The 11,959-nt window shown below is 43.6% G+C and carries 12 protein-coding genes, 1 tRNA gene and 1 pseudogene; 9 read left to right on the top strand and 5 right to left on the bottom strand.

The genetic code is table 11. The features are described from left to right. Positions 1 to 91 precede the first annotated feature (91 nt). Positions 92 to 793 carry an AzlC family ABC transporter permease gene (locus tag G3W54_RS08415; protein ID WP_162652626.1) on the top strand — a complete coding sequence of 234 codons (702 nt, stop codon included), beginning with the start codon at positions 92 to 94 and terminating at the stop codon, positions 791 to 793. Beyond that, positions 793 to 1,107, top strand: coding sequence for an AzlD family protein (locus G3W54_RS08410; protein WP_162653623.1), 315 nt, complete (start codon positions 793 to 795; stop codon positions 1,105 to 1,107). The genes G3W54_RS08415 and G3W54_RS08410 overlap by 1 nt, the downstream gene beginning before the upstream one ends. Here G3W54_RS08410 and G3W54_RS08405 read toward each other — a convergent pair. Continuing rightward, the gene (locus tag G3W54_RS08405; protein ID WP_162652625.1) at positions 1,104 to 2,933 is read right to left on the bottom strand and encodes an aminopeptidase P family protein; all 1,830 of its coding nucleotides are present in this window, start codon (positions 2,931 to 2,933) and stop codon (positions 1,104 to 1,106) included. The genes G3W54_RS08410 and G3W54_RS08405 overlap by 4 nt on opposite strands. Before the next feature lie 185 nt (positions 2,934 to 3,118). Between G3W54_RS08405 and G3W54_RS19160 the strand changes: the two genes are divergently transcribed. Beyond that, entirely contained in the window at positions 3,119 to 3,292 is a 174-nt protein-coding gene (locus tag G3W54_RS19160) for a hypothetical protein (protein WP_174244218.1), read from the top strand. Between the two features lie 54 nt (positions 3,293 to 3,346). Here G3W54_RS19160 and G3W54_RS08400 read toward each other — a convergent pair whose 3' ends face one another. Then, a complete protein-coding gene (locus G3W54_RS08400; protein ID WP_162653622.1) occupies positions 3,347 to 4,234 on the bottom strand; it encodes a 50S ribosomal protein L11 methyltransferase in 888 nt (295 codons plus the stop codon). A 72-nt stretch (positions 4,235 to 4,306) separates the two neighbouring features. Then, positions 4,307 to 4,906: an SCO family protein gene (locus tag G3W54_RS08395; RefSeq protein WP_162652624.1), complete on the bottom strand. Its 600-nt coding sequence runs from the start codon at positions 4,904 to 4,906 to the stop codon at positions 4,307 to 4,309. A 137-nt stretch (positions 4,907 to 5,043) separates the two neighbouring features. Between G3W54_RS08395 and G3W54_RS08390 the strand changes: the two genes are divergently transcribed. The 3 genes from G3W54_RS08390 to G3W54_RS08380 all read left to right on the top strand — a co-directional run bounded on the left by G3W54_RS08390 (position 5,044) and on the right by G3W54_RS08380 (position 6,644). Further along, complete coding sequence (locus G3W54_RS08390) at positions 5,044 to 5,754, top strand: glutathione S-transferase (protein WP_197742806.1); 711 nt, start codon at positions 5,044 to 5,046, stop codon at positions 5,752 to 5,754. Then, positions 5,711 to 6,172, top strand: coding sequence for a secondary thiamine-phosphate synthase enzyme YjbQ (locus G3W54_RS08385; protein ID WP_244627863.1), 462 nt, complete (start codon positions 5,711 to 5,713; stop codon positions 6,170 to 6,172). Before G3W54_RS08390 ends, G3W54_RS08385 begins: the two co-directional genes overlap by 44 nt. A gap of 106 nt (positions 6,173 to 6,278) precedes the next feature. After that, positions 6,279 to 6,644, top strand: coding sequence for a hypothetical protein (locus G3W54_RS08380; RefSeq protein WP_162652622.1), 366 nt, complete (start codon positions 6,279 to 6,281; stop codon positions 6,642 to 6,644). A 51-nt stretch (positions 6,645 to 6,695) separates the two neighbouring features. Here the strand turns inward: G3W54_RS08380 and G3W54_RS08375 are convergent, their stop codons facing one another. Continuing rightward, entirely contained in the window at positions 6,696 to 7,436 is a 741-nt protein-coding gene (locus G3W54_RS08375) for an SIMPL domain-containing protein (protein ID WP_162652621.1), read from the bottom strand. Between the two features lie 156 nt (positions 7,437 to 7,592). On the opposite strand from G3W54_RS08375, the gene G3W54_RS08370 reads away from it, so the two are divergent. The 3 genes from G3W54_RS08370 to G3W54_RS08360 all read left to right on the top strand — a co-directional run bounded on the left by G3W54_RS08370 (position 7,593) and on the right by G3W54_RS08360 (position 9,375). Further along, positions 7,593 to 7,669, top strand: a tRNA-Ile gene (locus tag G3W54_RS08370). A 123-nt stretch (positions 7,670 to 7,792) separates the two neighbouring features. Continuing rightward, the gene (locus G3W54_RS08365; RefSeq protein WP_162652620.1) at positions 7,793 to 8,512 is read left to right on the top strand and encodes a glycosyltransferase family 25 protein; all 720 of its coding nucleotides are present in this window, start codon (positions 7,793 to 7,795) and stop codon (positions 8,510 to 8,512) included. Between the two features lie 125 nt (positions 8,513 to 8,637). Next, entirely contained in the window at positions 8,638 to 9,375 is a 738-nt protein-coding gene (locus tag G3W54_RS08360; protein ID WP_244627862.1) for a polysaccharide deacetylase family protein, read from the top strand. A gap of 21 nt (positions 9,376 to 9,396) precedes the next feature. On the opposite strand, the pseudogene uvrB reads toward G3W54_RS08360, so the two are convergent. Beyond that, positions 9,397 to 11,877, bottom strand: a pseudogene (gene uvrB / locus G3W54_RS08355) (excinuclease ABC subunit UvrB); the annotation flags it as partial. Positions 11,878 to 11,959 lie beyond the last annotated feature (82 nt).

Below are 11,959 nucleotides of genomic sequence, written 5' to 3'. Positions count from 1 at the left end.
TTACGCATTAAATATGGTTCTGGTTTGACATAATAACGTGAGGTAGACTCATAGCGCTAGAAGCGATTCTGCTTGTTTACTCGGTGATTATTTGTCTAACTCTTCTCAATTTTTAACAGGTTTGAAAGAAGGCTTTCCTGTCGTTGTGGCAGCGGCTCCCTTTGGCTTGCTTTTCGGAGCTCTTGCTTCGGATAATGGGCTTTCTGCGCTTGAGGCTGTGTCGATGAGTGCCTTCGTTTTTGCCGGTGCCAGTCAGATGGTTGGTATAGAACTGTTTGGGCAATCCATTGCACCTTGGATAATCGTTTTTTCTATTTTTGCAGTTAACTTTCGTCATGTTCTTTATTCGGCTACGTTAGGTCGGTTTCTTCATAATATGACCTTTACACAGAAGTATGTTTCCTTATTTTTTATGACGGATCCGCAGTTTGCTATGGCTGAGCAAAAGGGGCAGGTGGAGGGCGCTGTACCATTTTGGTGGTATATAGGGGTTGCTATGCCGCTATATGTATTCTGGATTATAGAAGCATGGATCGGTGTGTTGTTCGGCCGTTTGATTGAAAATCCGCATGCACTTGGAATAACCTTTCTTTTATCTGTCTATTTCTTCGCTCTCCTTATGACATTTCGTAAGCGCTCTAAATTTCTGCCAATTGTTTTGATTAGCGGATTAAGCTCGGCTGCAACATATCATTTTATTGGGTCGCCTTGGCATGTTTCAGTGGGCGCGCTTTTCGGAGTTTTGGTCGCTTTTTTCTGGCCTATTAATATAGATCAGAGTGAGGTTGAATGATGGAGCACGAGTTTCTTTTCTCGACCAACTTTTGGATTATCATTTTTGCAGCGATCGTAACCTATCTTACGCGTATAGGCGGGCATATCATCTTGTCACGATTTGATACTATCCACCCGCGTGTTGAAGCAGGACTTAACGCAGTTCCTATTGCTGTTATAACAGCAATAGTCATACCTTCACTTGTAACAGGAGGCTGGGCAGAAACCATTACGCTTCTCATCGCAGGGCTTGCAAGCCTACGATTCTCATTGTTGCAGGTATTCTTTATTGGGTGGGTATCAATTGTTTTTCTAAGAGCGCTGGGCCTTTAATGAATTTTAGCTGTAGCTGACTTTAGCCATTCTAATGTTTTATTATTTTCAATGAGTGGGGATAGTTCATCATATACCGTTTGATGATAGCTGTTTAACCACTCCGATTCATCCGAACTCAACAGATTTGGTAAAATTAGATTGCGGTCAATTGGGCAAAGAGTAAGTGTATTGAAGCCAAGCATAGCTATCTCGCCACCGTCAATATCCTGAGGGGCATCGACCGTAACTAGGTTCTCAATGCGTATGCCAAAAGCATCATCACGGTAGTAGCCAGGTTCGTTTGATACAATCATGCCTGTTTCAAGCTCTACCATTGATCGCTTGGAGATTGATTGTGGACCTTCGTGGACAGATAGATAGCTGCCAACACCATGGCCTGTTCCGTGAGCATAATCCACACCAGCTTTCCAAAGAGCTATGCGCGCAAAAGCATCGATATCAACACCACGTGTGCCTTTAGGGAATTTTAGAAGCGAAATATTGATCATGCCCTTCAGTACAAGCGTAAAGAAGCGCTTTTGCTCTTCTGGTACGTTTCCGAACCCGATTGTCCTTGTGATATCTGTTGTACCGGCTTCATATTGGCCACCGGAATCAATCAGCATCATTTCACCACTTTTGAGTTGTCGATTGCTAGTCTCATCCACACGATAGTGAATGATTGCTGCATGGGGGCCTGAACCGGAAATAGTATCAAATGAAATTTCTCTGAGCGGCATTTGAAATTTCTGACCTATTTCTTCTCTTGTATTTTCAAGTTTTGTTGCGACCTTAATTTCATCGAGTTGTTCTGGGGTTTGAGCATCCAGCCAGGCTAGGAAGTATACAAGTGCCGCGCCATCTACTTTGTGTGCTTCGATGGCTCCATCAATTTCTGCTTTGTTTTTGATGGCACGAGGTTTTAATGCGGGGTCTGATTTATTTATGACCTTGCAGCCGCTACCAGTAAGTATCGTTGATATAGCGTGTGAAGAAATCTGTTGGTCAAGCAGAACATGAGCATTGTCTTTGCCTAGATGTTTGAGAGCTATTTCAAACTCATCGATTGGATGGATTTCTGCAAGCTGAGTTAAATAGGCTTCGGTCTGCATATCTAATTTTTTTGCATCTATGAATATTTTACATTCAGAATCCTTATATATGATCGCGCGAGACAGGGTGAGGGGCGTATGGGCGACATCTTGCCCTCGGATATTAAAAATCCAGCATACAGATAGTGGATCAGCGATAATAACGGCATCTGATTCTTTTGTTTTTAAATCTAAACGAATTGTCGCGATTTTATCCTTCGCCAATTGCCCTGAATATTTTTCTGGTTGAATTGATATTTTTGCAGAAGGTTCCTCTGGCTTATTATTCCAAATTTGATCCACGGGGTTTGAGCGTAGAGTTACGATTTCACCTTGGGTGGCGTTTAATGCTTTTTCGAGGTTTTTAATGCTCGAACCTGGAAGCGTCCAAGGATCAAGCCCTAATCTTAAACCTGACGTATTTGTTTCAATCCATTTAGATGGTGGATTTGTTATCAGGTCCTCAATTGAAAATATATCCAGATCACATTGTTTGCTGACTTGAGATGTATACCGTCCGTCTGTGAAGATTATCGCCTTGTCTCGCAGTACAAGTGTTGTTCCTGCAGAGCCGGTAAAGCTGGTGAGCCATGCTAGTCGTTCGGCACAGGTAGGCACATATTCTCCCAGATATTCATCGCTGCGCGGAACTAGGATGGCATCGACATCCAGTTCATCAAATAGGTTGCGGAGTTTTACAACACGCGCTGATGCTGTTTCTGGTTTGGAGACGGTAACAAATTTCTGAAACATGAATATTCCTCAGGCGATGAAAAAGCTCATAGACTCATTCAAAAGTTTTCTTATGGCGCAACTTACCTACCTATGTTCTCTATGCATAGCTCTATTGACGAGATAGCGCTCCAAATATTTTCATTATGCACTATATTGAATTTGTAAGCAGTGGTTAGCAAAATCCACACAAAGGAAAAGATAAAATGGCAAATTCAATATTCAAATCTGCATTCGAAAGCATGATCTCAGCACGTGAACGTCAAGTTCGTCGCTATGTCAATGGTACTCTAATCGGACTTGATGATGACACATTGAAGTCTATTGGCCGTACACGTGATCAAATCCGTAAAGAAGGCTATCAGCCTTACGGTGTATAAGGCAAATCAATCTGATTTGACAATGTATGATGAGCGGTCCTTTCGGGCCGCTTTTTATTTGAGCACGATGGTTACCCAACCATTTCGCCAGATCGTTTTTTGATGATAAAGGCCTTGGTTATTGAAGGCGGACAAAACCTTCCATCGCTGCTCGGCAAGTATTCCCGACAAAATGACTGTACCGCCTGTTTGAAGATTTTTTGCGATCTTGGGTGCCATTTTCATAAGAGGCCGTGCCAATATATTGGCAATAATCAATCCGAATGGTCCTCTTTCGTTAAAAACTTTTGATGCAAACCCATTGACCGTGGCAAATTCGATGTAATTTGCAGCCTTGTTTAAAACGGCATTTTCCTCGGCAATTTTAGTGGCAATCGGATCTATGTCAGTCGCCAAAACATAAGTACGAGCTAATTTAGCTGCGGCAATAGCCAATACGCCAGACCCTGTGCCTAGATCTAAAATTGGTGCAGTGCTACGCAACTTTGTATGCGATGTTTTGCTGACATGCTCGATCATCTCCAAACAACCCGCTGTTGTTCCATGATGGCCTGTACCAAATGCCTGCGCTGCGTTAATTTCAACAGGAATATGATGTGGCTGAACGGAGTTTCGATCATGTGATCCATGCACAATGAAACGTCCGGAAGTGACCGGTTTTAAACCTTTGAGCGTGTGCGTAACCCAGTCAATATCTGGTAGTACTTCATGCGAGATATCTAAAGTAAGCGAGTTTTGAGCAAAGATCTCGTTAAGGCGTTCAATCGTGGTCTGTACATCTTCGGGATTTACATAAACGGACGCTTCCCAGATTTTGTTGACTTCATCAATTTCTGTCGTTGATGAAGCAAAACCATCTTCTTCAAACGTTACTTCAAATAAATCTGATAGAAAGTCGGACGTTTTTTCGTCAGTCGTTACATAAAGCCTGGTTTGGGTCATATTGTGCCTGAATGAGTGAAAGTGATTTGCAAATTGCATCTGCGTCATTGAAGTTCACAAACCCATAGACCACTAGCTGCCGCTGATCAAATTTTTAAGCTTCTGAATTGCAGTTTCCGGGTTTTCTCCATATGCAATCGTACCTTTAAAGCGCCCACCATCCTTTAGGAGGAATATTGAGGCCGTGTGATCCATCGTATAATCACCATTTGGTTCGTTTGCATCCAATGGAATTTTTTTGAAGTATATGTTGAAGCCTTTGAGCATTTTCGAAATTTTTTCCGGCGCACCGGTTATACCAGTCACGCGTTTGGTTACATTACCTACGTAAAGGTCCAAAATCTCGGCGGTATCTTTTTCAGGGTCAACAGATACAAAATATGCGGAGATTTTATCACCATTTGGATCGACTTGCTCGAGCCACGAATCTAGTTCGTATAGTGTGGTAGGGCAAATTTCCGGACAATGTGTAAAGCCAAAAAATACAGCGGTAGGCTTTTCTCGAAACGCTGCTTCAGTGATTTCGTTGTTTTTTTGATCGATGAGCTGAAAAGCAACTCCATAGGGTTCATTATTTGTTGTTGTTTCTTTTTGCCATCCGAAGCTTATCACTCCCAGAGTTACAACAACTGCTATTGTTACTGACCACAATATAATTCGAAATATTTTCATTCTATTCTCCATGCTCAGCATTAGGCATAAGTATTCTGGCTGAAAAACGCCCTAGGGCAAAGTGCCCCAGTAGATCACTTAATAGTGAGGCGTCGCTTAAATGTTGACGTGAGCGCAGATCCTGTCAGGAATACGGCTTGAAAATTATTGTTGTTATAAAAACAAAGGTGAATGATTTGCAATCGCTACCTATACTCTATTCTTTCAGACGGTGCCCATATGCTATGCGTGCGCGGTTAGCGTTGTATTCCAGCGGGCGAAGCGTTGAATTGCGTGAGATTATATTGCGAGAAAAACCTCCATCAATGTTGCAAGCATCACCTAAGGGAACCGTTCCTGTTTTGATTCTAACGGATGGTCAAGTTGTGGATGAGAGCCTTGACATCGTGCTGTATGCTCTGGGCCAGTCAGACCCGATGAATTTATTGATGCCAGAACAAGGCACATTGGATGATGCCATGTCGTTAATTGCAGAAAATGACGGACCGTTTAAATCAGAATTGGATCATTACAAATATTCAAATCGTTATGAGAGCGTTGATAAAGAGACATCTCGCCAGAACGCTAGCGATTTTCTGTTCAAACTTAATGATCATCTATCTGAGAATGGGCCGTTTCTAATGGGATCAAAATTCTCTATTGCTGATTTGGCTATCTTCCCTTTTGTAAGGCAGTTTGCCAATGTAGACTTTGATTGGTTTGAAGCCCAGAAGTGGACAAAACTGATTTCTGCCCTCGATCAATTCGTTAGCTCTCCATTGTTTTTGTCGGTGATGACTAAATATCCTTTGTGGAGGGAAGGGGATGCGATCACGGTTTTCGGCCAAGAGAGCATCAAGAGCGATTGATATGCAGCAAGTTCTGACCATCGAAACCTATGGACAAGCACTTTACGAGTTTACTGATGATGTAAAAAGCTTTGTAGGAAAGCGAAACATTGAAGCTGGGTTACTAACACTTTTTGTTCGCCATACCTCATGCTCGTTGCTTATTCAAGAAAACGCTGACCCTGAGGTGCAGGTGGATATGAAGGAGTTTTTCTCTCGCCTCGTACCCAGTAGTGATAGCCCAGAGATGTCGTGGATAACTCATACATATGAGGGGCCGGACGATATGCCCGCGCATATCAAATCTGCATTGCTGCCAGTTTCGCTTTCGATCCCTATTATTAATGGTTCGCTTGGCCTTGGAACCTGGCAGGGAATCTATTTATTTGAGCATAGAAATATGCCTCATCGGAGAGATGTGATTTTACACATTTCATGAATATAAAAGTAATGACTTTTCTGAACGGAATATGAACAAGTGGTTCCGATTGGGTTCAGAAGAACAAGGTTAATTTGATCTCATATTGAAACACATGGAGGTCGTCATGCAATCTAAACTTAAATCATCAATAGCTGTTCTCTTAATAGCTGCAACAACATCGCTTGCAGGCGCAACCGTTGCTTCAGCTGGAAATTTTGGATTTGAATTACATTTCGGTGGTCATCATTCATCACCGCAATTCCGCTACTACAACACACAGCCTAGATATCATAAATACAAACATCACAGCAGAAAACGTTGTCGTCCGCGCAAAGCACTAAAGAAGGCGCGTCATAAATACGGAGTTCGCCATAGTGAAATCACACGTGTAAATAAGCGTAAGGTGGTTGTTAGGGGATATAATTATGGACACCCAGTCAAATTGGTGTTCGCTAATCGGAAGGGTTGTCCATTAATTGCATATCGTTAAGTTTATATGCTTTACAAGCCTCTGGGATGATCTCCCAGAGGTGTTTTCTTACTATTGTTCAATTTCAAATGTCACATTTACCGTTATACGATAGGCGTTTTCGCCACCAGCAATTGGTACCGGTGCGCTATCCGCCATTTTTGCCATTGCCATTTCGGCACGCATAATTGGTTGTGGCTCAGCATGAAATGAGTTCTCGTTTATTTGTTTGATGTTTCCGATATCTACGCCAACAGCTTTTGTTAGCACCTCTGCTTTCCTAAGCGCATTCTTCATTGCCATGGCGCGGGCTTGCATTTGCAATTCTGCAATATCTGAATTTCCAAAGATGATATTACCACCTTGGTTTACGCCGAGCGTAATTGATTGATCTAAAATCTCACCCACTTTGTCTAGATCAAGAATACGGACTGTAAGAGAATTGGAGACTTGGTAACCAACTATTTTGGGAGCTTGTTGGATGCCATCTTTATGTTTTGGATAAATATAGCGCGGGTTGATAGAAAAATTCGATGTTTGAAGGTCTTTATCCTCAATTCCAAATTGCCTCATCGCAGTCAATACATCTGACATCGCTCGAGTATTGTCGTGCAATGCTTCCTTTGCAGTTTCAGCTTCACGCAAAACAGTCAGGTTTATTGTGGCCATATCTGGAGCTGTTTTCACTGTGCCAACGCCTGTGACGTTAATAAGGCCGACCTCATCTTTTTTCTCATCAGCATAAACAGGCGAGGCGACGACTAGGCTGGCCAGCAGTGCTGTCGCGAGAAAGGTTGTGTTTTGCTTCGTCATGAAATGCTCCGTTTTCCTTGCGTTCAATTACACAATTGGCAGTAGAATGTGAACGGAATAGGGCGAAGTTTTTGGAAGATCGCATTTTTGGACTAGACGAATGAACAAACGTGCGGCATAAGCGGTTTTCATCACTACCTTAAAAGGTAAAAGGTGGGGCCTGTAGCTCAGTTGGTTAGAGCCGGCGGCTCATAACCGCTTGGTCGGGGGTTCGAATCCCTCCGGGCCCACCACTCCTTTTGATATTAAGGTAATGTTTTAGATCCTTTGCCATGTAACAATCTTGCAATCATCATATCAACTCAATACATTCTGTATTGGTATGTATGAACTTGCATAGGGCTGGGGGGCTTCGTATGCGTATAGAAACACTTATCATTCATCTCAAGCGCGCTGAACAAAGATGTGCTCATGTAAAAAATGTCATCTCTGGTTTGCCTTTTGAAGGGCGCATCGTTGATGCTGTGGATGGGCAGACGATTACCGTGGATGAGATAGAGCCGCACTATCGACGTAAACTGCACAGGCCGTCATATCCCTTTGTGATGAGTCGCAATGAAATTTCCTGTTTTCTTTCTCACCGCAAAGTATGGCGAGAAATATTAGAGAGTAATCTTGATGCTGCGCTTGTGATGGAAGATGATGCTCAACCTGCAAGCAGTTTTCACGATAGCCTTGATTTAGCTGTTAAACATATTGAAGAGGCTGGCTTTATTCGTTTTCCGTTTCGTGATGGACGGGAACGAGGTGAAGTGATCAATAAAGATGGTACGGCTCAACTGATTAAGCCAAACTGCACAGGTCTTGGTATGGTTGCGCAACTGATCGATAGGCGCACCGCAGAACAATTACTGCGTACAACAGAGCAGTTCGATCGTCCGGTAGATACTTTGCTACAGATGCACTGGGTAACTGGTGTTCATCCCCACTCAATTGTTCCTGGAGGTATTATGGAAATTTCTAATACACTCGGTGGGACAACGCTTGAAAAACGAAAGGATAGGTTGATGAAACTGAAACGGGAAATTCTTCGGCCAATTTATCGTTCAAGAATATCGCTTCGAGCGCGACAGTGATGTTTAACGGGTGAGGGGCGTCAGCTGTATATCTATAGTTGATGTACGGCTAATTACTAAACAGCATCCACATTTGATGATAGATACATTAGAAAGGGGTAAACCTTAATAGAAGAGACTTTGCAATGATGGACAAAAAAAATAACGAGTTGATTAAACCATCGTCAGCCATTCCGATTCTTCTTTACCATAAAATTGAACCTCCCGCGCCTACCGGAACGCCGTCGAGAAGCCTTAGTGTTCATCCCAAGCGGTTTGAATCGCAGATGCGCTGGCTGAAAGCGTTTGGCTATCAGGGGTTGTCGATTTGCGATCTAATGCCTTATCTTGAGGGGAAGAAAGCAGGGCGCGTTTTCGGCCTGACTTTTGATGATGGTTATCGTAATGTTTTGCAAAATGCGGCTCCGATACTCGGCGATCTTGGCTTTACGGCCACCAATTATTTTGTGTCAGGCCAAATTGGAGGGTGCAATCAGTGGGATGTCCCCCGAAAAATTCCTAAACTACCACTAATGACAGAGTTGGAAATGCGTGAATGGGTTGACAATGGCCATGAAGCTGGTGCCCATACGATATCCCATCCGGTTTTAGCTGACTTGTCGCATGAAGCGGCACAGCAAGAAATTACCGATTGTAAAAAGGTAATTGAAGACGCAGCTGGCGCACCTGTGAAAGCTTTTTGCTACCCTCATGGTTCTCATAATACCAACATTCGAACCCTGGTTGAAAACGCTGAATATACCAGCGCAACAACTACAAAGAAAAGCCATGTTCGCACCGGTGACGAAAGGTTTTCGTTGCCGAGAATAACAGTTCGCCGCACAGATCCCGGTCTGAAAGTACTTTTTCGCTGTCTAATTTAAGTAATTTTCAGGTTTATATTACTTTGCTGTCGGATTTTCCAGAATATCAAGCTCCTTTGCCTTTAGACGTTTGATCTCGTCGCGAAGACGTGCTGCTGTTTCAAAATCAAGGTCCGCAGCTGCGTCACGCATTTGCTTTTCAAGCGCTTCAAGGTGGGTTTTGAGATTCGCTCCAACCATATGGCCTTCTTTTGCAAATCCTTTGCCGTCTTTTCCGGTAACATCCGCACTCACATGATCTTTTTCGTAAACGCTGTCCAAAATGTCCGAGATTTTTGATTTTACACTTTCCGGTGTAATCCCATTGGCTTCGTTATAGGCAACTTGTTTGTCGCGGCGTCTACCGGTTTCTTCCATGGCTCGCGTCATGGAGCCAGTCACTTTATCTGCGTATAGAACAACCTTGCCGTCGACATTACGTGCGGCACGGCCAATTGTTTGTACAAGTGATGTTTCCGATCTGAGAAAACCTTCTTTATCTGCATCAAGAATAGCGACAAAACCACATTCGGGAATATCCAAGCCTTCGCGAAGCAAATTGATACCGACAAGAACGTCAAAAGCACCAAGACGAAGATCACGGATGATTTCGATACGCTCAAGAGTATCGATGTCAGAGTGCATATACCGAACGCGAACGCCTTGCTCATGAAGATATTCCGTTAAGTCCTCTGCCATACGTTTGGTCAACACGGTTACAAGGGTTCTATAACCCTCGTCCGCTGTTTTGCGAATTTCATCAAGAACGTCATCAACTTGATTTGTTGCTGGGCGAACTTGAACTGGCGGATCAATCAGGCCGGTGGGACGAATAACCTGTTCGGCAAAAACACCTCCCGACTGCTCCATCTCCCAGTTGCCCGGCGTAGCCGATACACCAATCGTAGGAGGGCGCATCGCATCCCATTCTTCAAAGCGCAATGGTCTATTATCCATGCAGCTTGGAAGGCGAAAACCATATTCTGCAAGAGTTGCTTTGCGGCGAAAATCCCCTCGGTACATCGCACCAATCTGTGGGATTGTAACGTGGCTCTCATCAATGAAAACCAATGCATTATCTGGAATATATTCGAATAATGTTGGCGGCGGTTCGCCTGGTTCGCGCCCGGTTAGGTAACGAGAATAGTTTTCAATCCCCTGGCATGCACCAGTGGCTTCCATCATTTCAACGTCAAAACGTGTACGTTGTTCAAGTCTTTGTGCTTCGAGTAATCGTCCAGCATTTTCAAGCTCTTGCAATCGATGCTTAAGTTCATCTTTGATGGACTTTATAGCTTGATTCAACGTCGGGCGCGGTGTCACATAGTGTGAATTCGCATACATCTTAACGGATTTTAGATCACCAAATTTCTTGCCCGTAAGCGGATCGAATTCTGTGATGGTTTCAATCTCGTCACCAAACATGGATATGCGCCAAGCAGCATCTTCCAAGTGAGCAGGAAAAATTTCTACCGTATCACCGCGTACTCTAAATGAGCCACGTTGGAAATCCATGTCTCGCCGCTTGTATTGTTGTGCAACTAAATCTGCCAATAACTGCCGCTGATCAATCTGCTCACCAACGGAGAGTTCAAAGCTCATGGCTGAGTATGTTTCAACTGAACCAATACCATAAATACAAGAAACTGACGCGACAATGATAACGTCATCGCGCTCTAAAAGCGCTCGTGTCGCAGAGTGACGCATTCGGTCAATTTGTTCGTTAATTGTTGATTCTTTTTCTATGAAGGTGTCCGTGCGCGGAACGTAAGCCTCTGGCTGGTAGTAATCGTAGTAAGATACGAAATACTCAACAGCGTTGTTTGGGAAGAAGTTTTTAAATTCCGAGTAAAGTTGTGCTGCGAGTGTTTTATTGGGCGCTAAAATGATAGCGGGGCGCTGCGTTTCTTCAATAACCTTGCCCATTGTAAAGGTTTTACCAGAACCTGTTACACCGAGAAGCACTTGCGTTTGCTCATTTTCATTTATACCTTCAACGAGATCGGCGATAGCTGTTGGCTGATCTCCCGCAGGCTCATACTCAGTTTCCATTTTGAGCGAATGACCACCTTCGGACTTTTCTGGTCGTTCAGGTCTGTGAGGTGCCCATAATTTCCCATTTTTAAAGAGCGGATTTCCTGATGTAATGAGATCAGTGAGTGCTTGAACTGTTGCAGTATTTGCGCCCTCAGACAGAACGCCAGCTTCTTCTACCGATACATCTAAACCCGCGACAGGATTTAAACCTGCGGCGGCGCGTTTTTTAGGGTCATTGGTACCACCAATTGACGTTCCGCGTGCCGATCTGGATTCAGTTGGCTGTGCTGCGGCACGTTTTCGATGTTTGCCTGCATCGGATGCGACTTTGCGCCGGTTAGGCACAGTTTCTGCTTCAGCAAGTTTTTGCATTTCATCGGCCCAATCAGATACGTTTTCCGAAAGCGGAACGCCCTCAAAAGGTGCCTGTGGGGCTTCCTCAAATCCAGAGGATGATTTGGGTGAATTTTTGTTCGATTTTGACATAAGAACAATATGGTATGCACTGACAAAAATGTGAAGAGGTTCAGGAATGTTTTCCTTTCCTAATCAGTAGATTTTGTTAGAT

Origin of the sequence: Lentilitoribacter sp. Alg239-R112 (assembly GCF_900537175.1) — a bacterium.
Lineage (GTDB): Bacteria > Pseudomonadota > Alphaproteobacteria > Rhizobiales > Rhizobiaceae > Lentilitoribacter.
The sequence above is the reverse complement of the archived record's forward strand: the minus strand, read 5'-3'. Positions and strand labels throughout refer to the sequence as shown.

Excerpts from the sequence above, each read along its gene's own strand:
- G3W54_RS08410 (WP_162653623.1), top strand. The coding sequence starts at position 793 with ATGGAGCACGAGTTTCTTTTCTCGACCAACTTTTGGATTATCATTTTT.
- G3W54_RS08395 (WP_162652624.1), bottom strand. The coding sequence starts at position 4,906 with ATGAAAATATTTCGAATTATATTGTGGTCAGTAACAATAGCAGTTGTT.
- G3W54_RS08385 (WP_244627863.1), top strand. The coding sequence starts at position 5,711 with ATGCGATCACGGTTTTCGGCCAAGAGAGCATCAAGAGCGATTGATATG.
- G3W54_RS08365 (WP_162652620.1), top strand. The coding sequence starts at position 7,793 with ATGCGTATAGAAACACTTATCATTCATCTCAAGCGCGCTGAACAAAGA.
- G3W54_RS08405 (WP_162652625.1), bottom strand. The coding sequence starts at position 2,933 with ATGTTTCAGAAATTTGTTACCGTCTCCAAACCAGAAACAGCATCAGCG.
- G3W54_RS19160 (WP_174244218.1), top strand. The coding sequence starts at position 3,119 with ATGGCAAATTCAATATTCAAATCTGCATTCGAAAGCATGATCTCAGCA.
- G3W54_RS08400 (WP_162653622.1), bottom strand. The coding sequence starts at position 4,234 with ATGACCCAAACCAGGCTTTATGTAACGACTGACGAAAAAACGTCCGAC.
- G3W54_RS08375 (WP_162652621.1), bottom strand. The coding sequence starts at position 7,436 with ATGACGAAGCAAAACACAACCTTTCTCGCGACAGCACTGCTGGCCAGC.
- G3W54_RS08360 (WP_244627862.1), top strand. The coding sequence starts at position 8,638 with ATGATGGACAAAAAAAATAACGAGTTGATTAAACCATCGTCAGCCATT.
- G3W54_RS08380 (WP_162652622.1), top strand. The coding sequence starts at position 6,279 with ATGCAATCTAAACTTAAATCATCAATAGCTGTTCTCTTAATAGCTGCA.